The sequence below is a fragment of the Cupriavidus necator genome (assembly GCF_040578825.1).
Lineage (GTDB): Bacteria > Pseudomonadota > Gammaproteobacteria > Burkholderiales > Burkholderiaceae > Cupriavidus > Cupriavidus necator_E.
This window is the reverse complement of record NZ_JBEFLI010000068.1, coordinates 1-22,462: the sequence shown is the minus strand read 5'-3', so window position 1 is coordinate 22,462 and position 22,462 is coordinate 1. Positions and strand designations below refer to the sequence as shown.

The following is a 22,462-nucleotide window of genomic DNA, read 5'->3' as shown; positions in this document are numbered from 1 at the left end:
CGCCCCCTTACATGAGGCCGCCGAGCAGAGCGCCAAGCCCAGCGCCTGCCGCCGTGCCGTAGCCGCTCGTGCCCATGCTCGACGCCAGACCAGCACCCGTCAGCGCACCGCCAAGTATGCCGGCGCCGGTATTCGACGCATATGGGTTGTTGCCGATCATCGTGCGGGAAATGCCCTTGCCGGTAGCCCCGGTGATGCCGCTCGACAGCGTATCGAGCTGCTGATACGGGGCATTCACCACATTCTGCCAACGGTTGTAGGCGTCGTTCAATTGCTGCTGCTGGTCGCCTTGCAGCATCCCGCCAGCGTTCAGCGCCGCCTGCAGGTCGGTGTAGTCCTGATTCGCCAGTTGCGGGGCCATGCCGGCCGCTTGCAGTTGGTTCGCCTGGCCTTGCCAGTAGTTCGAGGCGTCGCGGTTCAGCCCGTTCTCGGCAAGCTGGGCCGATTGCTGGTAGTTCTGCATGCGCGCCTGGTTGGAGGCGTTCGCAATGGAGTCGGCCAGCGTCTTGTTCTGCATGTTCTGCGTTTCGGCCATCGCCGAGCCACCGAAGGCGCCGGCATTGCGGAATTGCGCCATCGTCTGCGCACCGGTGCCGGTCGCATAGGCGTTGGCAATGTCGCCCGATTGCTTGGCGATCATGGCGTCCAGATACGGGTTCTCGCCCATGTAGGGGTTCTGCCCGCTCTGGTACATGCCGCCGCCGCTGGCAATATTCTGCGTGGCGTTCTGTGCCGCATCCGTCAGCGAAGAGCCTGCCATGCCGCGATCAATGACGCCTTGGATCGCGCCCGACTGGTACGGATTTAGGCCGGCATACGTCTGCCCTTGATACTGCGGGATTTCCTGGCGCGACAGTTCGCCGGAGCGCTGCATTAGCTCCTGCGCGTAAGGCTCGACGTAGGACGGCAGTTCAACCTTCGTGCTCGATACCTGAGTGCCGCCACCCTTGAACAGCCGACGCCCAATAGAAAAGGGCCGATTGCTCGGCCCCTTGTCGTTTGCGTCGTAAATGGAATCAGTCAGATGATTCATGTATCTAGCCTCATTACGCGGTACGCTTCCCGCATTCCTAGTCGTTCCAGAAGCCGCGCCATCGAAGGCCGGCAATACGTTTGCAGCTTGGCGCACCCCATGTCGCGCACCACCATCCGGAGCCAGTCCAGCTCAGAGCGGCGCAGGAATACGCGCTGGCCGCCGACCGCGATGATGTTTGCCACCCGGTAGCGCGGGTATTCGTTGATCTCGACGGCGCCGGCCGCGATGATTTCGCCGCTCTCGATCACCACCAGCACGAAAGCGCGTTCGGCCTTGACCATCTCGCGGATGTCGTCTGCGGTCAGTTCGCCCTCGCTATGCGCCAGCGCGTCATTGAGGAAGCCGCCGACCACCGGCCAGCAGGCATCCAGCGATGCCGGCGCGAGGACGGTCAGCCGCCTGTCAGCGATCGACATTCTTTCCATGTGCCAGGCGTGCCGGCAGCCACTGCCACCCATCCAAGCACCACGTACTTGGCCCCCACCGCCCCCAATTCTGCGGGCGCGCTGTTGCGCACGTAGTCACCCACCTGATGCTCGCCGGTCGTCGGCGGCGCCGTGTCGGCATTCGTCGCCGCGCTGATGCGGCCTTCGCTCAGGCTGTTCAACTGCGTCGCGATGTCCGTCAGGACGCGCGTCAGCGTGTAGACCAGATCCGACAGGTAGCGGACGCCTTCCTTCGCGTCGGGCAGGCGAATCGTCTGAATGCGCATTACCGCTCCCCATCCGGCGAAAGCACCGGGTCATAGCCGATCACCTCAACGTCGCCGGTCATGTCGACCTTGACGCGGTGCCAGCGGGCCGAGTTCAGGATGTCGAACTTGCCATCGGCATACGTCGCCGTGGGGCCGACAGACAGCGCGGCGCCCATCGTGGCGTGGCCGTAGGCGCTGCATGCCGCCGTGGCCGGCTCTACCGAATTGCGCAGCCGCAGGCCCTTGATCGTGCTGTAGCGCCAATCGTCGCCGAAGTCGCCAGTGGTGAAGCTGCTGGCCTCACCTACGCCGTAGACCGTTTGCACCGTTTTTGCGCTGTCCACCACCGCCAGCAGCGCCTTGGAGGCGAGCCACACCGGGGAGTCATAGGAGACGGTAGGCAGGTCATCGTAGGTCGCGTACAGGCTGCCCAGGCTGTCGTAGTTGATCTGCCCGGAGATGTAGTTGACCGCGCACTGAATCTGGCGCGAGACGCGGCCCCACTTGTTGCGGCGGTAGTTGTAGACGATGGCCGAGTCGATCGAGCCGTCATTGCTCGACGTGCTCGGGTAGTACCAGTACACCAGCCCGTTCGCCACATCGTGGCTGCCAATGATGCGATAGCGATAGGTTGAGTGCAGATCCTTGAAGAACCAGCGCCGCACATCTCCGCCGATCGGCTGCGGGCGCGTGCCATCGAACAGATAGAAGTCGTCCGGGCCGGGGAAGATGTGCGCCGTCCCGATGGAGACAATCGCCTCCTGACACGGAGCGCCGATCTCGCCAGGCACCGGCAGGAATGACCAGATGACGGGCGGCCCCTGATACCGGCCCATGTACATTGAGCGGTCCTTGTAGACCACGATGTCATCGCCCAGCGCCTTGCCTCCGGTGATTTCGCCCGGCGTGTCAATCAGCCGACCATTGGCCGCCTGCGTAGCAATGGAGGGCACCCAGCTCGTCTGATCGTAGATTGCCGAGCACCACCAGCCGTCCGGGCGGTCGCCATACGTGCCGTCAACCGTCGCCAGAGCCATCACGAAGCCGCGAACGGTTTCGATGATGCGGGCTTTCGGGGCGCTGGCAATGTCCGCAAACACGCCGGTCAGCACGCTCTGTTGGATCGTGTCGGCGCCGTTCGAAGCCAGGGTGGCGTTGCCGAACTGGCAGAAGCGCCAGCGCGCCTCCGGGCCGCCCGTATAGCCGCCCACCTTGGACTGATCCACCCAGGCGCCGCTCGACTGCTCATAGAGCGCCGCCGCGGTGCCGACGATCATGCGCTTGGTGTTGTCCAGATTGACCGCCACCACACCGCCGACAGCCGGCGCAGCAAGCGCGGGCAGATTGGCCGACACAAGGCTAGGTGCAGCCCTCATCCCCTTCTCGCCGGGGATCAGGTTCGTGCAGTCCACCAGCGCGCCGGGGGTGTCGGACTGCAAATCCGGAGTGAACCCGAGGAGCTTAGCTAGCATTGCGCATCACCAGCGTGCCGCCCGACCACTTGGCGGCCTGTTCGGCGCCTTCCTGCCCCATCTTGGCGGCCTGATAGCCGGCTTCCCACGTCGCAATGCGCGGATCGTCCTTCAGGAACGGCGCCGAGTGCGCAAGAGCCCCATATAGGTACAAATCAGGCTGATCCGACAGTAGCCACGTGGTTTCAGCCTCGGACAGTGCCGGCAGACGTGCGTAATAGACCAGATCCACGTTGCGCGGGTCGGTTGCTTCGTCCAGAAGTCGGATCTGATCGCCCACGTAGGCATAGAAATCGCCCTTCGTGCCGCGAATCTGCCGCGGCGTCACAAGGTCATACTCGCAATCAGCGCGATCGGTTGGCCCGATCATGACCATTTCGAGGAAATCGGCCGGGCGGTCGAACAGCGGACCCGCAACGTTGAGCGTGCGATACCGGACCATCTTCGACAGGCGCAACTCGTTATTGATACGCGCCTCGGCAAACTGGATGAACGACGGAATGCGCGCCGTCAGGTCCGAGCGGTGCAGCCAAGAGGCGATTTCTGCCTGCAGGTCGCTGTAGTTCTGGATCACAGGCCCTCGCCAGTGGTGAATTCGACCGTCGCCGTGCCGCTATCGCACTTGGCCGCGATGGTGTCTGCGTTGCCCTTGGAGAAGACCTCCACGGCGCCGGCCGGCACCCGCACATCCCCCGAGACGGCGGTTTGTGCGCCAGCGCCCCAGCGGACGCGCACATCGTTCGGGCCGGCGTTATAGACGCGGACGGCGCTCGCCTTGTCTTGGTCGGTTGCAACAGAAACGGAGGTAGACGCGGTGGTCGCGGCAATCGACACCGTTGTGCCGGGGTTCGGAGAAAATGCGCGGCTCATGGGTTCAGGATCTCCACGGTATAAGCTTCAAGGGTGATGGTGTCGGAGGCTGTCCCGAGTTGCGCCGTCAACGTCAGCGTCTGAGCAGCGGTGGTATCAATGGCCGTAGCCAGGAGCGCGCCGCCGTTGGCGCCGAACGGCACTGCGATCACGTCTCGCGCAATCTGCGATGTCTGCGAATTGCGATTCGACCATTGTTGGGCTGTGATCGTGTTCAGGTTGTTGGCCAGCCCGGTACTGGATCCGATCTGAGTGCTGCCGATGCGATGTCGCACCGTCTTGGTGTTGGCGTTACTGGCTTGAGCCGACCAGGCCGTTGTGATGCGCAGCGCACCATTCGGCCCCATCGCCCCCGCAGGAATCGCGATCGTCGCCAGCGTCGTCTCGGTCGTGGTGCCGGTGACGGATACAGGCGCGGCGGATTGAGCGAGAACGCCTACCGATTTCAGGCCGATACCGCCGCCGCTGCGTGGTTGTGCATGGATCATGTATCACCTCACCGAAGCTTTGTCGATTACGAAATGCGAGTGGTCGGGGTCTTGCAGAAACCGCGTCATCAGCCGCTGATCCTGCATCACGTCCCGGAAGGACTTCCCCTGCTTCTTGGCCCATGCGTCCAGCACGATGATCGGGATCGACGCGACATGGCGATCGCCCATCTTGGTGCGGTTGAACCCGCCATTGTGCAGGGCCTTGGCGCGCTCAATCACCGGCTCAACGTCCTGCACGGACTCAAAGGCGATCTTTCCATCCTGCTCGCGGTGGGCAAACAGGTTGGAAACACCACGACTGATCAGGGTTCTGCTCATAAAAAAAGCCGCCCCATTTCTGGAGCGGCCCCTTCAGGTTGGAAGGCTACTGCTTAAGCCTGCAGGTCGCGAATCGCGGCGTTGGCGGCTTCGTTGTTCGACTTCAGCGTCCACTCGGTGTTGACCAGGCGCTTGACGTTGTCGCCGGTCTTGGCGAGTTCGACGCCCTTCATCGGACGCAGGGTCAGCAGTTCCCACATATCCGGCTGGATCAGGAACACGTCGCGGGCGCGCTGGTGGCGGCTGTTGATGATGGAGTAGCGGCCGAAGTCGCCGACGTACACCTCAACGGTCGCGTACAGCGTCTTGTCTTCGGTCTTGTCGAACTTCGTTGCCGAGCCGGTGAAGGCCGACACCGTTGCGCGCAGCGCAGCCGGCACGAACATCATGGTGGGGTTGCCACCCGAGGTCCAGACTTCCTGCGCCACGGTCTTCAGCATCGCCTCGGTGAAGGTGCGCAGCGTGCCGTCGGTCGGGGCGGTGTTGGTCACCGGGTTCGGATCGGCGCCGGTTGCACCGAAGTCGGTGTTGGTAGCGATCCAGCCCAGCACGCCGCGGGCCTGCGGTGCCACGCCGGCAGCAGCGGTGATGGCGGTCGTGTTCTGCAGCGCGCCGAATTCCACATCGCGCTTCAGCTCCACCATCTTCTTGGCGTCCTGATAGGCCACTTCATCCTTGCGGCCTGCCTTGTTCACGACCTGCTGCGTGCCGGTGACAGCGAAGACCTTTTCCGAGATCTGCGTACGGTTGCCAACGCGGACGGTCGGCGTCACTGCGGCGACGGTGGCCTCGTTGCCCTGCTCCACCTTGTTGTTCGCGGCGGCAGCCAGGGCGTCGGTCTGCCATTCCTCGAACTGGGCAGTGGCCTTGCCCTTGCCGATGGACGAAACGAAGGGCGTTTCTTCCGGCGAGATGTTGTAGATCTGATCAGCCAGCGCTTCGCGGTTACCAACCGCATTGAACGTGGCGAAGGAGTTGGCGAGTTGTGCCATGATTTACCTCACTTGTACGAGTGTGCAAGCAGCCGCGCGAAGGAATTCAGATCCTTCTTCGACTGGAACTGCTTGATGTCCTTTTCGATCCCGCTGGCAGGCTTGGATGCCGTCTGCTTCGCGGGCTTCTGTGGGGCAGCCTTGACCTTTTCGAGCACGGCCGGCTTCTTCGCCTGCATGGCCTCGAATTGCATTGCTGCGTGCAAGACCTTGATCATTCGCGGGTCGGTGATGCCGGCCAGTTCCTGATCGTTGAACCCGAAATTGCGCCCCGTGGTGTTGAGTTTTTGCACCAATTCCCGGCCGAATCCTGGGATTTCAGCCGCCAGCGTCTCAGCAGCCTTCTTCTGCGCCTCGGCCGTCGCCTGTTGCGCTTCAGCGGCCTTGAACTGCTGGAACTGCTGAATCCGCCCTGCGACCTTGTCCCGCTCCTGACGCAGCAGCAGCAGGTTATTGACTGCGGTGTTCCACCCGACCGGATCCTCGTACTGGTTGATCGAGCCGATGGCTGATTCCAGTTGCTGAAGCTGCTGGCTCGTAGCGTGCAACGCACCGTAGTCCTGGGCGTAGGCTTGGACGTGCTGGAATTGCTGCTCGATATGCTGCTGGGCGCCCTCACGCTCACGCGCCAAGGCTTGCGTCTTGTGCGTGTAGTCCTGGCTGCGCATGTAGCCGGCTTTCAGTTCCGACACAGGCGCGGAGAACTTCTCACCGGATGCGGTTTCCCACTCAAGCACTGCGTCATCGGGCGATTCCGTTTCCGGTTGATCGTCCTCGGCGGGCTCGTCGTTGGATTCCTCACCGTCTGCCGGCTCGGGCTGGTCGTCGCTTTGCGCTTCCTCGTCGGGTTGAGCGTTTTCGACTTCCTGCGGCTCTTCACCTTCCGGTGCGTCGCCTGCCATGGCTTCGGCAAACTGTTCCAGCGTCGTGATTTGGTCTTCGTCCATCAGATACCTCGCTTAGTGTCGACTCCGACAAACAAAAAGCCCGCACATGGCGGGCTTGTCGGTTGGTCTTTCGCGCCTACAATCAAGGGCTTGCAGGTTGCCCAAAAATCAGTTGTTCTTGCTGCCGTCGCTGTAGGTCGCGCCCGGCTTGCCGTCGATCACGTTGATGCCGGCGTACTTTCCGGGGAAGACGCGGCTTGCGGCGCCAGGGTAGGCGATCTGCGTCACCACCAGGCCGGCCGCCTGTGCCGTCGACTCATGGCGGTCAATGAATGCTTCCAACGTCTCGATTTGTGCGGTTTCCTTAGCCACGTACTCGCTCCATGATTCGCGCCATTGCGCTCTTGCGTTCTTCCTCGGCCTTGACTGCGTGCGCCGCGATCTTGCCCGTCTCGATGTGGGCGCGGAATGCCGCCTCGAAGCTGCCGATCACCTTCAGGTAGCGATGCAGGTGCTCGCGGCCTTCCACGTCGCGGGCCGGGGATTGCTCCCAGGCTTCCACAATCAGGCGCTTCATGTCAGCCAGCGCGCCCTTGACCATCTCGTCTTCGAGAATGGTGCGGGCTCGCTCAGCCCGGGCGATGTCAATCCGCGTCTGGTCGTCCATGCATGTCCCTCATCATGTTGTGCTGGTCTTGCTGCGACTGGCGCCCGAACTGCGCGGCGGTATGCAGTGTGTCGACGTTCTGCTGCCGGTCCTTGCGCTCTTGCTCGTCGGCAGCCACCGCGGCGTTGACCATCGAATCGCGGTCCTTGATGCCGATTTCCGCTTCCTTCTGGCGCAGCTTGACAAGCTCGATCTGCAGCCTGATCTGCTCGAGCCGCTCGTCACTCGCCATCTTGGCGCGGTCGGACTCGGCCTTGATCTTGGCCTTCTCGACTTCGGCCTGCGCAAGGATCTGCTCCGGCGACGGCGGGGGCGGCTCCTTCGGCGGCGCTTGATCCGGATCGGTCCAGAATCGCTCGGCTCCCTTGACGCGCATCGCCTTCATCAACTGCATGGTCGAGTTGAAGATGTTCTTCTCATTGGCGAGGCTCGACCCAGCCTGCACCGCCTGCGCCTGCATGCCGATGATCTGCTGCCACATGGCGGCCATCTCGACATGGTCGTCGGTACCGACCTCGATAGTTGCTTCCATCTGGTCGGACCACTCGCGGGGATTGAAGCTCACCCATTCGCCACGCAGCTTGATGACGGCCTCATGGTCCTGATGCTGGCAGACGATCTTCAGCACCAGTTTGAACAGATCCTTGACGCCCGTCTCAGCGAAGATGCGCGCGATCATGCGCATACGCCGGTCGCCGGCACCCATGATCTTGGAGACGCCCGTCGCGGTCTTATTCAGGCTATCAGCGTCCAAGCCCTGGTTGTAGCGCGTGACGCCCGTCCGGTTCTCCCGGCGCGAGTCCATGAACTCGATACCCTGCAGCGCCTCGCCTGCCACGCTGGAGGTTTCCAGCGGGCCGGCCATGCCCGGATTCTTCATCCGCACCACGCCGCCGATGCGGTTGTCCAGCAGATCGTCTAGGTTGACCTGATTGTCCACCGCATACGTGCGCGGGTTGTTCGCCAGGTACAGCGAATCCAGATACTGGCGGGTCAGCGCGGTGTTCGCTTCTTGGATCGGCGCGACCGTGTCGGCCAGCGACAGGCCGAAGATCGCGTGCGGGATCGGGATCGGCGTCAGGACGCAGTAGTCCGGGCCGTCGCTCTCTTCGTTCGTCAGCGTCTTGTTGCCACCGCGCAGCACATAACGCCATTCCGCGATACCGTCGCCGTCGAAGTCAGCCAGCACGTGGCCGCAGAACAGAAGCACTTCTTCCGTGCTCTTGTCGATGGTCTGCTCGTCGTTGAACTGCCACGTGTTCGTGCTGTGCTCCGCGCGCTCCTTCAGCGATTCGCCGGTTTCCAGAATAGACAGGTCGTAGTCCTGCACTGATTCTGCATCAGCGCGCGATACTCCCATCTCGATCAGGTCGGAGCGCATGAACGGGCGCACCTCGCCCTGCAGGCCGGCGTCGCCCAGCTTCGTCGCACGCTTGGACACGATAAACGTCTCGGGCCTGACGTTGTCAATACACACCTGGCCACGCTTGCGCGTCACCTTGACCGACACGTCATAGAGCATCTTCGGCGGCTGCTGGAGCATCATCAGCACCTGCTGCGCCTGCTCGGGCGCCATGGCGTTGAGCGCGCTCTCTGCTTGCTGGCGCTGCTCCATATCCTGCGGGTCCGGATAGGCGAGCTGGTCGATGACCTCGACGCCATCGTTATCCAGCAGCATCACCAGCGATGCTTCGTCCAGCCCCTGATAGTTCTCCCGCGTCACCTTCTCTTGCGGGTTCCAGTAGGCGCGCACAACGCCCAGCTTGGCGATCAGCGCATCCTTGAACCACGTATTGAAGATCAGGAAGCCGGGATTCTGCTTGCGGATCAGGTAGTTGACGTAATCCGTGGCCTGCTGCGCATAACGCTCGCCGTCCGGGCCTTCAGGGTCGAACTCGCCGGTGTTGTCGCCAGCAAAGAACATTTCAAGCAGGTCGGGGAGCGTCGATTCCACAACCTCGAACACGTCCCACGACACCACCTGCGAGCGGCCGGCTACCTCGTTGCCCAGCGGCAGGCCCAGGTAATACTGGTAATTGCGCTCGCGGTCGGTCTTGATGGCCGAATCCTGCCACCAGACGGCCTGCTGGATCTCGTTGTCCAGTAGTCCGTCGAATTCTTCTGGCGACATTTTGGCCACTTTAGACGATCCCCGTTTGTCGATAGTTGAGAGGCGCGTATTCGCGCGGCTCTTCCCAAATGATGCAGCCCAAACCAAAGGCGTCAGAACCGTGACTGGACCAGTCATGCTCCGGCCCGAGCCCGATGCCGCGCTCCTGATCCCGCTTCTCGTGATACCAGCCGAGCGCAGCGCGCCCAGCCTCTGTCGTTGCTTCGTGGAAGCGGATTTGCGGGAACAGCACGCGCGTCCGCTCGATACGAGCCATTGCCGCGCCCTTGCCCTGATTCGGCACCACCGTCACCGTATAGCCGGCCTTCTTCAGCGCCGACTCATACGAGACGTCATAAACCTTGTCCTGCGTCGAACCATCATGCGGCAGCCAGAACTGCGCGCGGTCCGGCGCGTAACCCTGCTTGCGGCACCAATTCAGGTGCGCATCCAGCGGCTGGCCGACTGCTTCGTAGTAGTCCACCACGCGGATTTCGCGCCCGATGAACTGGACCGCCCACATGGCGAACGCATCGGCCTTGGCGCCCGTTCCGCCGATGTCGCAGATCAGCCGGATGGTCATCAGCGGATCAGCCGGGAAGAAGCCGATGCGGCCCTCTTCCTTGGCCTTCGCCAGGTGCTTCGCGAAGTAGGCGCCCTCCAGCGTCGTCACGTAGCCGCCTTCCCAGATGTGGTCGTATTGCTCCGGGCGTTGCTCCAGATCATCCTGGCGGTCCCGCTCCAGCTTTGCCGGAAATTTCGGGTTGTCGCGCCAATTGATCTCGACGCCCTTGATGCGCGGGTTCTTGCTGAACCGGAATCGCTTCTCAACCGGCGCGTTCTTGCGCTTCGGGTTCCACGTCACCCACAGCTCAGCGTTCCAGTCCTCGCCCTCTTCCCGCAGCGTCGGGATCAGCGTTGACCACGCCTCATCCGTGACCGGCTCGGCCTCGTCAACCCAGCACAGCAGGATGCGGCCCTTCGACTTGATGGACGCAATGTTCCGATCCAGGCCAGCAAAGGCGAATGAGATCCGCCCGTCCTTGGACTTGATGTACTTGTCGCCTACCTCGTAGTAGGCCTTGAGGAACGGCTCATCCTCGATGGCTCGCTTACACTCCTCCAGCGAGGAGTCATCCAGCGAGTTCATGAACTGGCGGCCACACAGCAGAATGCCGGAGATGCCGGCCATGCCAAACATGTAGCCGCGAACCGCAACCATCTTGGCGAAGCTGCGCGTCTTGCCAGAGCCCCGCCCACCATGGGCATACCGAACGTCAGCCGGCCCGTCAAAGACCGGGATCAGCTTGCGCGGCAGCTTAATCCGTGCTGTCGCCATCCAGTGCAGCCAGTTCGACGCGCGTCACGATCGGGCCACCGCCTTCGCCCGTCACCTGCAGCGGCAACAGCTTCGGGTAGATCGTGCCCCAGAAGACGCGCTCATTCGCCGGGTCTTCCTGCGCCCAAGCGGTCAGCCGCTCAGCGCCACCCAAAGCCTCAGCAGCCTGCGCAATCGCGTCCTTGGCTGCCTTGGTTGTCTTGTTGATAGCACCTTTCGGCCGGCCCTTGCCCCCGTTCGGGACTTGCTTGGGCCTATCTGTCCCTTTTTTAGGCTCGTCCATGGTCTACGCGAGTTCCGCATCAAAGCGGATTATTCGCCCTGTGTTAAGTGATTACCGCTCTCTCTACTCGCCTTACCGATCCATCTACTCCCGGCGCGTTCTGTTGCCAGATCGTCTAAAGAGAAACGCCCCGCCGACCGAAGCCAGCGAGGCGTCAAATGGTCCGGGAGGGACCGAGGGAGACGTGCTCTGTTACGCGGCCTCAAACATCTCAGGCGTGACAATCGTCCGCCCGACCTGCCCGAACCGTTCGTGATACGTGATCGTTGTTGCCGCGCGCTCCGACATCCAGCCGCCGCGGGCCGAGTAGGCGTCTCTGGCAGCCAGGGTCGGATGCTGCGTCACCACCATGCCGGCGTATTCCTTCTCGTCTACATGGTGACGGTGCCCGCAGTGCGCATACCGCTTTGTGGTCGCGCCCCATACCTTGGGATACTGCGCGGCGAACAGCATCGGCAACTGCTCGTTCTTGACCTTGTGGCCATGATGGAAGGCCAGCATCACCTCGCCGTGCTGATGCACGTAGAACGGCAATTCGCTGTCATTCACCATCAGGCGCGGCTCGGCCTCATACAGCGCGGCGAACATTTGGCGCAGCCATACGGAGCTGGCCTCATCGTGGTTGCCCTCGCATATCACCAGATGCACCGCCTCATGCTTGGCTAGCGCATGGTCTGCCAATCGGCGCAGCACACGAATGGCTGCGGCCACGATCTTGGAGAATCGCCCGTCCTGATCCAGCACGTGCTTGTGGGCCGGCGTCACCGGCAGCAGTCCATCGCTATGCAGGAAATCGCCCTGTATCGCCAGCACGCACGTCTTGGCCTTCGGTGCGGCCTCCACCATATGCACGAAGCTGGTCAGCAGCAGGCTTTCCGCGATCTTCAGATCCCAGTCAGCGCCGCCTTCCTTGTGCCAGGCCAGCATACCCATGTGGTAATCGGTGAAGACCACAAGGTTGCACAGCGCCGCGTTCGTGTCGCCTGCGTGCTCGGCCGGCTTCACCCGCGGCAGGCTTTCCGCCATGGCCGCACATGCTTCGCGCATGATCTCGGCTTGGCGGTCACGGTCTACAGCGGATTTCACCCACTGTCCGCGCGGCTTGCCTTCCTCGTCGTAGTACGTCGAAACGCCCTTGACCAGAAAGCCGTCCGGCACGACGTGTGTCATGTCGTGTTCAGGCGAATAGCCAGACGCCGCGGCACGCTTCCGAGCGCCAGCAATGGCCCCGCTCACCGTTCCGTGGCTCAGCCCCAGCGCCGCAGCAGCCTTGCGCTCTGATCCGTGCTGCTCGACAGCCACGAGGATCTCAGCCTGGCGCGGCGTGGCCCACTGCAGAAGGTTGGCGTCCATTAGCTGTTCAGCTTCGGAGCCCAACAGCCGCACCACTCGCCGGCATCCACCAGAGGGAACATGCTCGTCACGCCGCCGTCTTCGAAGTCCACAGCGACGCTCGGCGGATTGCGCCGGCACTCGTTGCGGCCTTCCAGTGGCTTGAAATAGCGGCAGTTCTCGCAGGCGATGACGGTTTCTTCCGTCTCAACCTTGCGCTTCCGTGTCGCCATGTCAGCCCCAGAAATGGAAAAGGCCCGCCGAAGCGAGCCTTTGTGTTTTGTCAGGGCGCATGTCCCCGCCACAAGTAAAGCACATATTCCCGGTGTTTACAAGTTACTTCATGCCGCTTCCTCGACTTTCACCAGCCCGCGTGCAATCATGGCCGGCAGGAGCATGGCCTTTGCCGCTTGGTAGGCGGCGTGGGCATCGCCGATCCGGCGCGATCGCCATACCGCATGGTCCTTGTTCATCAGGTGCAGGTTGATGGCGACCCGGTAATCCAGATCCAACCCCTCAATCAGCCTGTCCACGACCTCACCCACGGCAGCATCGACGCGGCGGTCCGCCTGATCGGCCATATCGGCAGTTTCCTCCCACAGATCCGTGGATTGGAACTCCCGGCATGACGAATCAGCGGCGGGGTACCACATGCGCTGAACCTCGGCGAAGGATTGGCGCTGCTGCCAGCGGTGCCAGGCTTGCAGCGCAATCTCTATCTGCTGGCTCTCGTCTTGCGTCATCTTTCCTCCCTCCCCTTATCCCGTTTCCGTTTCCCTCCACCCCACACGATGCGCCACCCGAGCGCCCAGTACATCCACCAGTCCAGCATCAGATAAGCCCCTCCCGCGCCAGAATCCTGATCGAGCGGATATGCCCGGTCAGCCAGTCCAGATCCACTTCCTCTTTCGTCATCCCTGCCGGCCGGGGCCTCTGCCCGTCATAGACCGCATCGCAGGCAGTGCAGGCATAGGCGCCGCAGATGTCGTCCGACTTGATCGCGCCACCCTTGCCGCCTGCCTCGCCGCGGTAGTGGCTCCAGATGGTCGTGGCCGGGTCGAAGGTGCAGACGCCCGGAATGCGCACCTGGCAGTCCTTGTCGCGGGCGCTCTTGCGGATCTTGCTCATTCCGGCGCCCCAACGATCTGCAGGTGCCGCTCCATGATCGCCAGCGCGTCGGCCAACGCGTTGTGCGGGATCTTCGAGACGGAATCCAGATCGCGGCGCACTTCCATGGTCAGCGGCGGCGTATTGAGGCGCAGGCCCGGCCCGGTGATCAGGATGTTGCAGAAGTGCGCAATGTCCTCCGGCCAGTCCGCCACCAGATGGATCTCCTCATAGCGCCCGAGGAATGCCTGCAGGCTGCGCTGCATCTCACCGCGCGATACCGGCGCGACGCCGATAATCGGCATGACATGCTCCGCGACCCATGCCCCGGGGTTATCGCAGCCCAGCGACTTGTACCAGTAGGCGCCGTGCGCATCCACGATGGCCATGGAGATCAACTCCCCACGGAATTCGTTGAACTCGCAATCAATCCACAGCGTCGTTGTCGTCATTCGAAGCTCACCCCCAGGTTGTTAGCTGCATACGCCTGTACCTGCGCGGTGTAGGCTGAGAATTCCCCCACGCTCATCTGCGTGGTGCTCTTGCGCCGGCTGACGATCTCGCCATCAGGCAGGGTCACGTCCTCGCAGACGCCATGGAGACGCCCTAGGTACTCGTGCCATGTGTCCTTGTCGAACTGCCGGCCGTTGACCCACGCCTGTTCTGCGATGTCCCGCAGCACTACGCCCCAGTAAAACCGGTTCTGCTCGGCATTGCGCTTGCGCTCCTCGCTGGTCAGGATGATCCGCAGCGGCTCGCCCTTGTCGGCAAAGCTCTTGGCGTTCGCCTTGACCAGCGCCACGAAGCCAGCCCAGACGGACGGGCCGCGCAGGACGAACTCCTTGTACATGGCGGCACTCATCGCGCGATCCTCACCCGATTCCACGGGCATTCGTCCGTCCGGTGCTGGTCACTGCTGCAGTGCATGCAGCGAAGCCATGGGCTCATGATTGCCCCTTGAGTGCGCGGATAGCGTCGGCGCACATAGTGACGGCGTGCTTGGCGTGTCCGTACGCTTCGCGCTCCACCTGTTCGTCGCACTTCACCGCCGCCTCCTCAAGAGCAGCCGCGCGCGATGCTTGCCAGGCCCATACGGCGCCCTCCCAATATGCCTGCGTAAATTTATCCAGATAGAAGTCATGTTCTGGATGCCGGCGCAGGTCTAATACATCGTGCTCCGCCTCGAACGCTTCCCTTTGCTTGCTCATACTTTCCCGTCCCGCTCGTTCCAGAGTTTGATGGCATCCGCCTCATCGACTGATGGCGGCCCCTCAGCCCCACAATCCGGGCAGTCACACCATGCAATGCCGTCTTGAACATTCGTGCTGATCGACTTCCACCCGCAGAACGGACATGGCTTCATATCGGCACTCATTTCCAACCCTCCCCAACCCGATGGCTCGGCACCGTGCTTGCCAGCGACACCAGCGGAGGCTGCGCGCTTGCGGCCCTATCCTGCGCAATGCGCGTTGCCAGATCGGGCTTGTACGGCTTGTATGCCGGGCTGGGGCACTGTGTCGTCTTGGTCTTGGTCATGCCATCCTCGCAATCCGCACGCCCTTGAACCACGGGCAGCGCGACAACTTGTGATCCTGTCCACCGCAGTTTGTGCAATACATGATCGCCTCCATCAGCTAACGTCCTGCACCTTCACACCCCACCGGCCGCGCGTGTCCTTCGCCCAGCCGTGGATCTCCAATTTCCAGCCCGCCTGCCGCACTGCCGGCGTGTTCTCGTGGTCTGCGATCTTCCTGGCCCGAGAACTCATGTTGCTGCGGCTCGTGGTCTGCACGCCCAACGTCTCGCCTTCCTTCACTGCCAGTAGGTCGATAAAGCCGAACAGGTCTTGCCTGACCCTTGCGTGCGGGTTCCACTTCTCAACCACCGCGACCAGATAGCCGCGGCCTTCCAGATACTCTTTGCTGCGCGCCGTGGGACTGCTCATGCCTCTCCCCACGTCTGCACCCACCGCAACCCGCGCTGCATCGCCTTCACCGCCCATCCGACTACTGCGAGCGGCAGGAGGAGCAGGCCGGCGAGTGCCCAACACAGCAGGAGCCCGATGGCGGTCATCAGTACGATTACGTTGTTCATGCCTGCTCCTTCTTGCGGTGATAGTCACCTTTGAACACTCGCCATGCGTCACGGTAATTGCGCGAGAGGTCTTCAATGAACCTCAGCATCGCGTCCGGCGCATAGGCAATCACGAACAAGACAGGAAATAGAAATGGGAGTGCCCCCATAACCAGGGCGGCATAAGTCCGCGCCAAGATGGGGTGTTTATCAAGACCGAAACGCATCGTCATGTCTCAGATCCCCGCGATATTTGGCAGCACGTCGCTGCGCATGGTGTGCTCGGACCAGAGTTGCCAGTAGTCTGGCTGCGGGTGATGCCACATCAGCAGCGACAGCCAGCCGGCCAGCATTGCGTTAAACGGATACATTCGATTCCTCCTTGCGCCATTTATCGCCCTTCTTCGGCGTCACCACGTTTCCAGAAAGCTGCCATCTGAAGTGCCTGCCATCCCACTGCACATAGAAGACCAGGCCCTTGCTCTTGTACTCATGCAGCCCAACCGTCTCCGGCGTCTCGGTGATCGGGTGCCAGGTCTGAGTCATGCCGCCTCCAGTTCGTCGCGTACCCAAATCTCATGCCGGATCGAGGGGAGCGGAATGTCCACCACGCGCATGCCCCACACTTCCAGCAACGCCGAGGCTTGGTGCACGGGCTTTTCCTTGGCCACAATCGGCTTGACCTGCTTCGGCACGTAAGCCGCGACCCCAGCCGGATCAATGCACGTCCATGCAACCTGACTGCCGCCCTTGCCCTCCGGCCTGACCCGTACGCCCTTGACCAGACCGCGCTTACCCAGCCGCTTCAGTGCATCGCTGACGCCTTGCCGCGACACGCCAAGCGCCTCCGCGAATCGGCTTGCGACGATCGTCTCGCCTCTGAGCAGTGCGGCCTTCAGCGGCTCACCTACCTTGTTCTCGTTTGCTGCGCTCATCTCGCTCTCCCTTCGCCTCTTCTGCCGTGTCATACGGCCCGCTGTGGACCTTGTCGCCGTGCCAGGGTAGGTATCTGGCCTTTCCCATCACGTATGCCTTGCTGACAATCCACGGGCCGGCACGGATGGCGTATTCGCCGTCTCGCTTCCATGTCATGGGCTACCATGTCCAGCCGCGTCGCCCCAGCGATTCGCGGAGGTCGTTGATAATCCCCGCCAGCGTCTGCCGCTCGAATGCCTCGCGGTATTCGTTAGTGACTTCCTGGCCCTCTTCAGCCTGGAGCTCGCCGGGGCGCTTCATCTGCTTGTTGCAGCGCCAGCCGGGAGCCCTGAATACCTTCCACCCCATGCCGCTCAGGATGCGATCGCGCTCAGCATCTTTGGCCGCGTTGTGGTAGTCCTTGCCGTCGCACTCAAGCGCCACCTTGTATTCGGGGTTGCCGAAGTCCACGAAGAACTTGCCGACAGGGAATTGCGGCCAGAGCGGCAGGCCGGCGCCACGGATCTCGCACCACGCCGAGTATTCGATCGGCGAAAAGATCTTCATCCAGTCGGCGAGCTCGTACGGGTCGCTGCGCTCCCAAGCGTCGGCGCCGTCATTGACCGCTCGAGCCTTTGTCGCGTAATTGGCGCGGATCTTTGCGAATCGCTCCGACAGCGACTCTTTCCCGGTCACGTAATTGATCGGGTAATGTGCGTTGTCCCACAACATCAGCGCCACCCAGTTCTCGGCAGGGATCTCGCTGCGGCTCTTGTATTGATTGGCAATCATCTGCGCCCCTTAGTCCACCAGCCCGCGGCCACGCTTGGCCGTGCTGCGAAGCACCGGCCATTGGCCGAACCAGCCCCCAAAGCGCGTCTGCTCGGCGATGTACGACAGCGGCACATCCCCCAGCGCACCCTGACGGTTCTTCTCCACCTGGAGCCACGCGAAGTTCTTCCACTCGTCGCCGAGCTCGGGATCGTCTTTGATCGGGCGGTGCAGGAAGCCGATCACGTCGGCGTCCTGTTCGATGCCGCCGCAGTCGCGGATGTCCGACATGCGGAACCGGCCGCCGCGCTGCTCTGCGCCCCGGTTAAGCTGTACGAGCTCGAGCACGCCGATCTCCAGTTCCTTGGCGATCGCCTTAACGCCACGCGAGATCTCCTCGAGCTGGTAGTTGCGCTTCTCGGCCTCGTCGCGGCCTTGCATCAGTTGCAGGTAGTCCAGCACCAGCAGATCCAGGCCGCCGCGGCGCTTGATCCTCCGAGCCTTCTGGCGGACGTCCAGCAGCGTCAGGGCCGGCTGGTCATCCACGCTCATATGGAGCTCATTGACTGCGGTGATCGCTCGAGTGACGCCCTGCCACATCTCCTTGTTGTCAGGCTTCGCCTTGAGCACAGCATCCAGCGGAATCTGGCCCAGCATGGCGATCAGGCGATCGCTGACTTCGTTGGATGACATTTCCATCGACAGCAGCAGAACGCGGGAGCGTTGGGCCACATACGCCGCGATCGACATAGCCAGAGCCGTCTTACCCACAGAGGGGCGGGCACCCAGCACCACTACGTTTCCGGGGCGGACGCCTCCCGCCAGCAGCCGATCAAGATCGTCCAGGCCGGTAGGGATCACGCGCACTCGGCCCTCGCTGCGCTCTTCCAGCACGGCCAGGTGGTCAGTCATGACCTCATTGATGGGCTTCGGGTCGCGCTTGCTCGGCGACGACACCAGAGCATCGAGCTCGGCCTGGGCGCCCTCGACAAGGGCGGCGGCACGGACGCCAGTCTTCTGCGACAGTTGGATGATTCGCTCGCCGGCCTTGCTCAGCCCGCGGCGCTGGGCCTTATCGCGGACGATCGACGCATGGGCGGCGATGCTCGCGGAGCCCACCGACGTCACCGACAGCGACGTCAGATAAGCAAAATCGATGTCAACCTTCTTCCCCCGTAGCCGTTCAAAGGTTGTCACCACATCGCAGGCGCGGCCCTGAAACACCGCCGTCTGGATCTCGCGGAATATCGCCTTATGCTCATCGCGGAAGAAATGCTCGGCCTGCAGGTCGCCACAGCTATCCAGCGCGGCGCCATCCAGCATCAGGCTACCCAGCACCGATTGCTCGGCTTCGATCGAGTGCGGCGCGTGCGCGTCGATCCAGTTCGTTTCGTCTGCGGTCAGGTTCATGCTGCGTCTCGCTGGTGGAACTTGCGTGCTTGGATGCCCTGCGTGGTGAGCTCGAACACGCCATCAGGCTTGGCGTACCAGAGTCGGTAGTAGCCCTTCTCAACGTAGTTCAGGAAGTGCCGGCGCCAGTCGGCCTGCAGGCGCCCTTCGTTCTTCCCTTCGGGCAGGAACTCGGCCTTGAACACCAGCCAGCAAAGCTGGACGAACTCCATCGGCAGCCCAGTCGCCTCTGCGTACTCGATCAGCGGCTTGTATTCACTGATCGGCTTCTCGCCAGCCTTGGCGCAGTTCTCCACGAAGGTCTTCAGGGATGTGCGCGGCTTGCGTTCACGCTTTCCCTTGGGCTCCGGTGCCACGTCGCCGTCAGGCGATGTGGTGTTGTTTTCTTCTTCTCTTCTCTTCTCTTCTCTGGTAGTCGCCGATGTAGACGCTTCACCGTCTACACGTGCATCTACTTGAGCGTCTTTGTTCGCCCTCCAACGGGCTTGGCGCTCACTTTTCTGCGCTCGAGACTTCGCTGAGTCGCCGTTATGGCGATCAAACTTGGGAACAGCGATTCCGGATTCATCGATCTGCAGCCAGCCGACTACAGCAAGCGCATCAGCGAAGCCTTCTTGTCGCACTACCTCGTCTACATAGGTAGACGCAGCACCGTCTACACGACCGTCTACGGAATGACGATCAACCCACGACCAGAAGGTATGCAGGCGACCGATCACTGAAAACTTGTCGATCTTCAGCAACGTGGACAGGCGAAACACCGCCGGATCGTCATGAAGGTCTGCTCGCATCTTTATCCACTCTCCAGCCATTACTGCCCCTTGCGCCCCCGCAGCGCTGCTTTCATCGCCTCTGCCCACTTCCTGACGCGTTGCTTCGTCGCGCCCGAGGCGGCCATCTTTCGGGCCGTCTTGTGTGCTTCAGCGAATGCCTTCTGCGCAGGGTCGAACTGCTGCGGTTCGTTCGGTTTCATGCTGCACTCCTCAATGCTTCGATCTGCGATTCCAGCTCGCGGATACGGCGCTGTTCCGGCGTCTCGAGGACGGAACGGAAACCGCAGATGCTGTCTTCGTACTGGCGGATAGCCCAGTTGCCGCACAGGGCCTGGAACTTGATGCGGAAGTCGAACGGCAGGTACTTCTTGCCGGACAAGATGTTGGAGAGGTGCGACTTGGGCATGCCAAGGATTGCTGCGGCGTCGCTCAGGCTGTAGCGCACGCGGCGTTTCGCCCAGCACAGCACCGTGGCATCAGCTTCGTTGCGCAGGCGAGCGATCAGTTGCTCCGAAACCATCTGCGGGTCTCCGACGACTTCGAAAAACGGCATTTCGCGTTGCATCTGTTCGCTCCCCTACACAAGTTCCACCTGTTCCCGGTGGTGTCCCACGTGCCAATTCGGCACAAAAAAACGATGATCGAGTCATCGCTTCCAACCCAAAGGGCGTTATGTCACTACCTCTTATTTCGGCCTGGCTTGCACAGCACCTTGCGGAACGTGGCCCAGTCGACTTCCGGCCTAAGCTCTTCGCAACGAACGCCTGTGATAGCCTCAATCGCAGGACACTTCGCCACCGGAGCGCCGCGCTGAAGCCAGTTGGAAACGGTGTTCTGCTTCTCGCCGAGACTGTCGGCGAGCGCCTTCAGACCGCCGGCTGCATTGATGGCCCGGCGCATCGGCTCGTTTTCGGTGGTGTGTGTTTTCTTGCTCATGCTCACAGAGTACACCGTATGTGAGTTTTACGCAAGCACGATGTGAGTTGAACCTGTGAGCCACACTTTGTGAGTGCTCAGATAACCTCCGCCCATGGAAAATCCAAATATCCCGTGGCCCACCATCGAGGGCCGATTGAACGCCCTAGGCAAGAACCAGGCATGGCTTGCCTCCCAGCTTCTGACTGGGACAAACACCATTACGAATTGGAAGCGAAGGGGAGGCGCGCCCGTTGCGCGCATAGCCGACCTAGCACGAGCGCTTGACTGCACGACCGATGAGTTGATCTCTCAACACCCCACTGAAGTAGGGAGCGGGCCAGTTTCAGCACCCGCTTACAATCCCCTTACGGGTACAGGGGATAACTTCCTTCCAGGCCCGGACATAAGGGGGATGATTCCCCTAATAAGTTGGGTTCAAGCCGGGAATTGGTCGGACGTGGTCAAGGCATTTACAGAAGAAGACGCAGAGGAATGGTTACCCGCTCTGCGCGCCATTGGCAAACGCGCTTTTGCGCTACGGGTAGAGGGACAGAGCATGGAGCCGATGTTTCGGCATGGGGAGATAATTTACGTGGACCCGGAGGTCCAAGCAGAGCACGGCAAGTATGTGGTTGTGCAGCTCGATGACGAGCCACAGGCAACATTCAAGTCGCTGGTGATCGAGGGCGGGCAGAAGTTCTTGCGCCCCCTCAATCCAGATTGGCCGGGCCCGAAATTCCTGCCGATCAACGGGAACGCAACCATCATCGGTGTGGTGGTTGGGAAGTGGACCCCAATCTAAGGGAGGGGGAATGAGACGAGTCATTATTCCGGCGCTTGCCATTGGGCTGCTTGCTGGGTGCGCGATCTCTCCAGAGCAAGCTAGGAGCTTGAGCAGCTTCGAGCTGTGCGAGAAGATTTCAGCGCCAATGACGCCAGCGAGCAGCGTGGGTGTCGCGCTTAACGAGCTTAGCGGGCGCGACGAGAACTGCTCGCAGTTTGCGGACATCTATGCGGCCAGGCAAAGCGCTAGAAGCGCCAACAGCGCGGCCATGATCGGTGCTGGCCTGGGGGTTATGAGCCAGTCTCGCCCGGTCTACACGCCGCCGCAGGCCATCATCATAGAGCAGCAAGCCCCGGCCCAGCCGGTTCGGTTCACGCGCCCATACCCATAAGCCAGTCGCGCCCCACACAGCCCACCCTTCGCGGTGGGCTTTTTGTTGCCCGCAATACACACATTCTGTATGCAACTTTCATAGTTGCGCTCTAAACTCACGGGCAAACTCACATAGCGTTTGACATCTGCTCACGGCGTGTGTACTATCCATTCATCGGACGCACACACAGCGCCGACCGAACAACAGCGAATGGGAGCAGAGCAGATGAGCAAGAACCCTCCGAGCCAGGCCAATCAAGAAGTCGAGCAAGACGCAGCGCAAGAGGTCATCACGACTTACAAGGGCTTCGACAAGAACCTGCAGTGCCGTGGCTTCCAGTACGAGCTGGGCGGCACGTACGAGCACGAAGGCAAGGTCGAGGCATGTGCTGGTGGTTTCCACGCTTGCGAATATCCGCTGGATGTTTTCGGCTACTACCAGCCCGCTGGCAACCGCTTTGCATTGGTAGAGCAGTCCGGCGATCTGAGCCGGCACGACGACGATTCGAAGGTTGCTAGCCGCAAGATCAGCGTGAAGGCTGAACTGACCATCGCTGGTCTCATCAAGGCCGCAATCGAGTACACCACCAGCCGTTGCGCGCCGGTTGATCCTGAGTCTCCGGCATCGAGCACGGGCTACCAAGGCGCGGCATCGAGCACGGGCAACCGAGGCGCGGCATCGAGCACGGGCTACCAAGGCGCGGCATCGAGCACGGGCGACTACGGCGCGGCATCGAGCACGGGCGACTACGGCGCGGCATCGAGCACGGGCAACCGAGGCGCGGCATCGAGCACGGGCTACCAAGGCGCGGCATCGAGCACGGGCGACTACGGCGCGGCATCGAGCA

At 62.0% G+C, this 22,462-nt stretch carries 38 protein-coding genes; 3 read left to right on the top strand and 35 right to left on the bottom strand.

The annotated features are described in order from the left end of the window. Window positions 1-7 precede the first annotated feature (7 nt). The 35 genes from AB1I47_RS26595 to AB1I47_RS26425 form a co-directional block, all read right to left on the bottom strand. A complete protein-coding gene (locus AB1I47_RS26595) occupies window positions 8-1,033 on the bottom strand; it encodes a hypothetical protein (protein WP_354686690.1) in 1,026 nt (341 codons plus the stop codon). Then, window positions 1,030-1,452: a hypothetical protein gene (locus AB1I47_RS26590; protein WP_354686689.1), complete on the bottom strand. Its 423-nt coding sequence runs from the start codon at window positions 1,450-1,452 to the stop codon at window positions 1,030-1,032. Before AB1I47_RS26590 ends, AB1I47_RS26595 begins: the two co-directional genes overlap by 4 nt. Beyond that, window positions 1,428-1,748, bottom strand: a complete 321-nt coding sequence (locus AB1I47_RS26585; RefSeq protein WP_354686688.1) for a hypothetical protein — start codon at window positions 1,746-1,748, stop codon at window positions 1,428-1,430. Before AB1I47_RS26585 ends, AB1I47_RS26590 begins: the two co-directional genes overlap by 25 nt. Continuing rightward, the gene (locus tag AB1I47_RS26580; protein ID WP_354686687.1) at window positions 1,748-3,202 is read right to left on the bottom strand and encodes a hypothetical protein; all 1,455 of its coding nucleotides are present in this window, start codon (window positions 3,200-3,202) and stop codon (window positions 1,748-1,750) included. The genes AB1I47_RS26585 and AB1I47_RS26580 overlap by 1 nt, the downstream gene beginning before the upstream one ends. Further along, the gene (locus AB1I47_RS26575; protein ID WP_354686686.1) at window positions 3,192-3,776 is read right to left on the bottom strand and encodes a phage adaptor protein; all 585 of its coding nucleotides are present in this window, start codon (window positions 3,774-3,776) and stop codon (window positions 3,192-3,194) included. The genes AB1I47_RS26580 and AB1I47_RS26575 overlap by 11 nt, the downstream gene beginning before the upstream one ends. Continuing rightward, window positions 3,773-4,072, bottom strand: coding sequence for a hypothetical protein (locus tag AB1I47_RS26570; protein ID WP_354686685.1), 300 nt, complete (start codon window positions 4,070-4,072; stop codon window positions 3,773-3,775). The genes AB1I47_RS26575 and AB1I47_RS26570 overlap by 4 nt, the downstream gene beginning before the upstream one ends. Then, window positions 4,069-4,560: a hypothetical protein gene (locus AB1I47_RS26565; protein WP_354686684.1), complete on the bottom strand. Its 492-nt coding sequence runs from the start codon at window positions 4,558-4,560 to the stop codon at window positions 4,069-4,071. Before AB1I47_RS26565 ends, AB1I47_RS26570 begins: the two co-directional genes overlap by 4 nt. 3 nt (window positions 4,561-4,563) lie before the next feature. Further along, the gene (locus AB1I47_RS26560; protein ID WP_354686683.1) at window positions 4,564-4,881 is read right to left on the bottom strand and encodes a hypothetical protein; all 318 of its coding nucleotides are present in this window, start codon (window positions 4,879-4,881) and stop codon (window positions 4,564-4,566) included. Window positions 4,882-4,934: 53 nt separating this feature from the next. After that, the gene (locus tag AB1I47_RS26555; protein WP_354686682.1) at window positions 4,935-5,873 is read right to left on the bottom strand and encodes a DUF5309 domain-containing protein; all 939 of its coding nucleotides are present in this window, start codon (window positions 5,871-5,873) and stop codon (window positions 4,935-4,937) included. Window positions 5,874-5,881: 8 nt separating this feature from the next. Then, window positions 5,882-6,820 (bottom strand): ICP22 family protein, encoded by a 939-nt coding sequence (locus AB1I47_RS26550; protein ID WP_354686681.1) that lies wholly within the window; start codon window positions 6,818-6,820, stop codon window positions 5,882-5,884. A gap of 108 nt (window positions 6,821-6,928) precedes the next feature. Then, window positions 6,929-7,132, bottom strand: a complete 204-nt coding sequence (locus tag AB1I47_RS26545; protein WP_354686680.1) for a hypothetical protein — start codon at window positions 7,130-7,132, stop codon at window positions 6,929-6,931. Further along, window positions 7,125-7,427 carry a hypothetical protein gene (locus tag AB1I47_RS26540; RefSeq protein WP_354686679.1) on the bottom strand — a complete coding sequence of 101 codons (303 nt, stop codon included), beginning with the start codon at window positions 7,425-7,427 and terminating at the stop codon, window positions 7,125-7,127. The genes AB1I47_RS26545 and AB1I47_RS26540 overlap by 8 nt, the downstream gene beginning before the upstream one ends. Continuing rightward, complete coding sequence (locus AB1I47_RS26535; protein ID WP_354686678.1) at window positions 7,405-9,558, bottom strand: portal protein; 2,154 nt, start codon at window positions 9,556-9,558, stop codon at window positions 7,405-7,407. The genes AB1I47_RS26540 and AB1I47_RS26535 overlap by 23 nt, the downstream gene beginning before the upstream one ends. Window positions 9,559-9,568: 10 nt before the next feature. Beyond that, window positions 9,569-10,876, bottom strand: a complete 1,308-nt coding sequence (locus tag AB1I47_RS26530; RefSeq protein WP_354686677.1) for a phage terminase large subunit — start codon at window positions 10,874-10,876, stop codon at window positions 9,569-9,571. Then, a complete protein-coding gene (locus AB1I47_RS26525; RefSeq protein ID WP_354686676.1) occupies window positions 10,857-11,159 on the bottom strand; it encodes a hypothetical protein in 303 nt (100 codons plus the stop codon). The genes AB1I47_RS26530 and AB1I47_RS26525 overlap by 20 nt, the downstream gene beginning before the upstream one ends. Before the next feature lie 192 nt (window positions 11,160-11,351). Further along, on the bottom strand, window positions 11,352-12,512 hold the full coding sequence (locus AB1I47_RS26520; RefSeq protein ID WP_354686675.1) for a helix-turn-helix domain-containing protein: 1,161 nt from the start codon (window positions 12,510-12,512) through the stop codon (window positions 11,352-11,354). After that, window positions 12,512-12,724 carry a hypothetical protein gene (locus AB1I47_RS26515; protein WP_354686674.1) on the bottom strand — a complete coding sequence of 71 codons (213 nt, stop codon included), beginning with the start codon at window positions 12,722-12,724 and terminating at the stop codon, window positions 12,512-12,514. The genes AB1I47_RS26520 and AB1I47_RS26515 overlap by 1 nt, the downstream gene beginning before the upstream one ends. Before the next feature lie 108 nt (window positions 12,725-12,832). Then, window positions 12,833-13,234 carry a hypothetical protein gene (locus AB1I47_RS26510; RefSeq protein ID WP_354686673.1) on the bottom strand — a complete coding sequence of 134 codons (402 nt, stop codon included), beginning with the start codon at window positions 13,232-13,234 and terminating at the stop codon, window positions 12,833-12,835. 88 nt (window positions 13,235-13,322) lie between these two features. Next, window positions 13,323-13,619 (bottom strand): nuclease domain-containing protein, encoded by a 297-nt coding sequence (locus tag AB1I47_RS26505; RefSeq protein ID WP_111519413.1) that lies wholly within the window; start codon window positions 13,617-13,619, stop codon window positions 13,323-13,325. Then, on the bottom strand, window positions 13,616-14,050 hold the full coding sequence (locus AB1I47_RS26500; RefSeq protein ID WP_354686672.1) for a hypothetical protein: 435 nt from the start codon (window positions 14,048-14,050) through the stop codon (window positions 13,616-13,618). The genes AB1I47_RS26505 and AB1I47_RS26500 overlap by 4 nt, the downstream gene beginning before the upstream one ends. Next, complete coding sequence (locus AB1I47_RS26495; protein ID WP_354686671.1) at window positions 14,047-14,460, bottom strand: recombination protein NinB; 414 nt, start codon at window positions 14,458-14,460, stop codon at window positions 14,047-14,049. The genes AB1I47_RS26500 and AB1I47_RS26495 overlap by 4 nt, the downstream gene beginning before the upstream one ends. An 82-nt stretch (window positions 14,461-14,542) precedes the next feature. Next, the gene (locus AB1I47_RS26490) at window positions 14,543-14,806 is read right to left on the bottom strand and encodes a phiTE_015 family protein (RefSeq protein WP_354686670.1); all 264 of its coding nucleotides are present in this window, start codon (window positions 14,804-14,806) and stop codon (window positions 14,543-14,545) included. Further along, window positions 14,803-14,961 carry a Lar family restriction alleviation protein gene (locus AB1I47_RS26485; RefSeq protein WP_354686716.1) on the bottom strand — a complete coding sequence of 53 codons (159 nt, stop codon included), beginning with the start codon at window positions 14,959-14,961 and terminating at the stop codon, window positions 14,803-14,805. Before AB1I47_RS26485 ends, AB1I47_RS26490 begins: the two co-directional genes overlap by 4 nt. Before the next feature lie 267 nt (window positions 14,962-15,228). Then, complete coding sequence (locus tag AB1I47_RS26480; RefSeq protein WP_147311584.1) at window positions 15,229-15,543, bottom strand: hypothetical protein; 315 nt, start codon at window positions 15,541-15,543, stop codon at window positions 15,229-15,231. Then, entirely contained in the window at window positions 15,540-15,692 is a 153-nt protein-coding gene (locus AB1I47_RS26475; protein ID WP_354686669.1) for a hypothetical protein, read from the bottom strand. Before AB1I47_RS26475 ends, AB1I47_RS26480 begins: the two co-directional genes overlap by 4 nt. Then, window positions 15,689-15,904 (bottom strand): hypothetical protein, encoded by a 216-nt coding sequence (locus AB1I47_RS26470; protein WP_354686668.1) that lies wholly within the window; start codon window positions 15,902-15,904, stop codon window positions 15,689-15,691. The genes AB1I47_RS26475 and AB1I47_RS26470 overlap by 4 nt, the downstream gene beginning before the upstream one ends. Window positions 15,905-15,907: 3 nt before the next feature. Continuing rightward, a complete protein-coding gene (locus AB1I47_RS26465; RefSeq protein WP_354686667.1) occupies window positions 15,908-16,042 on the bottom strand; it encodes a hypothetical protein in 135 nt (44 codons plus the stop codon). Further along, the gene (locus AB1I47_RS26460; protein WP_354686666.1) at window positions 16,029-16,217 is read right to left on the bottom strand and encodes a hypothetical protein; all 189 of its coding nucleotides are present in this window, start codon (window positions 16,215-16,217) and stop codon (window positions 16,029-16,031) included. Before AB1I47_RS26460 ends, AB1I47_RS26465 begins: the two co-directional genes overlap by 14 nt. Continuing rightward, complete coding sequence (locus tag AB1I47_RS26455; RefSeq protein WP_354686665.1) at window positions 16,214-16,606, bottom strand: GntR family transcriptional regulator; 393 nt, start codon at window positions 16,604-16,606, stop codon at window positions 16,214-16,216. Before AB1I47_RS26455 ends, AB1I47_RS26460 begins: the two co-directional genes overlap by 4 nt. Before the next feature lie 160 nt (window positions 16,607-16,766). Further along, window positions 16,767-17,378, bottom strand: a complete 612-nt coding sequence (locus AB1I47_RS26450; protein WP_354686664.1) for an endonuclease domain-containing protein — start codon at window positions 17,376-17,378, stop codon at window positions 16,767-16,769. Between the two features lie 9 nt (window positions 17,379-17,387). Then, window positions 17,388-18,767: a replicative DNA helicase gene (locus tag AB1I47_RS26445; protein ID WP_354686663.1), complete on the bottom strand. Its 1,380-nt coding sequence runs from the start codon at window positions 18,765-18,767 to the stop codon at window positions 17,388-17,390. Next, window positions 18,764-19,558 carry a hypothetical protein gene (locus tag AB1I47_RS26440; protein WP_354686662.1) on the bottom strand — a complete coding sequence of 265 codons (795 nt, stop codon included), beginning with the start codon at window positions 19,556-19,558 and terminating at the stop codon, window positions 18,764-18,766. The genes AB1I47_RS26445 and AB1I47_RS26440 overlap by 4 nt, the downstream gene beginning before the upstream one ends. Before the next feature lie 20 nt (window positions 19,559-19,578). Beyond that, window positions 19,579-19,740: a hypothetical protein gene (locus AB1I47_RS26435; protein ID WP_354686661.1), complete on the bottom strand. Its 162-nt coding sequence runs from the start codon at window positions 19,738-19,740 to the stop codon at window positions 19,579-19,581. Next, complete coding sequence (locus AB1I47_RS26430; RefSeq protein WP_354686660.1) at window positions 19,737-20,105, bottom strand: hypothetical protein; 369 nt, start codon at window positions 20,103-20,105, stop codon at window positions 19,737-19,739. Before AB1I47_RS26430 ends, AB1I47_RS26435 begins: the two co-directional genes overlap by 4 nt. 113 nt (window positions 20,106-20,218) lie before the next feature. Then, entirely contained in the window at window positions 20,219-20,476 is a 258-nt protein-coding gene (locus tag AB1I47_RS26425) for a YdaS family helix-turn-helix protein (protein WP_354686659.1), read from the bottom strand. Between the two features lie 94 nt (window positions 20,477-20,570). Between AB1I47_RS26425 and AB1I47_RS26420 the strand changes: the two genes are divergently transcribed. The 3 genes from AB1I47_RS26420 to AB1I47_RS26410 all read left to right on the top strand — a co-directional run. Next, window positions 20,571-21,260: a S24 family peptidase gene (locus tag AB1I47_RS26420; RefSeq protein WP_354686658.1), complete on the top strand. Its 690-nt coding sequence runs from the start codon at window positions 20,571-20,573 to the stop codon at window positions 21,258-21,260. A gap of 88 nt (window positions 21,261-21,348) precedes the next feature. Next, window positions 21,349-21,633 (top strand): hypothetical protein, encoded by a 285-nt coding sequence (locus AB1I47_RS26415; protein ID WP_354686657.1) that lies wholly within the window; start codon window positions 21,349-21,351, stop codon window positions 21,631-21,633. A 207-nt stretch (window positions 21,634-21,840) separates the two neighbouring features. Beyond that, window positions 21,841-22,462, top strand: a 622-nt coding sequence (locus tag AB1I47_RS26410; RefSeq protein ID WP_475572030.1) for a DUF7666 domain-containing protein, incomplete at its 3' end; no start/stop codon positions are given.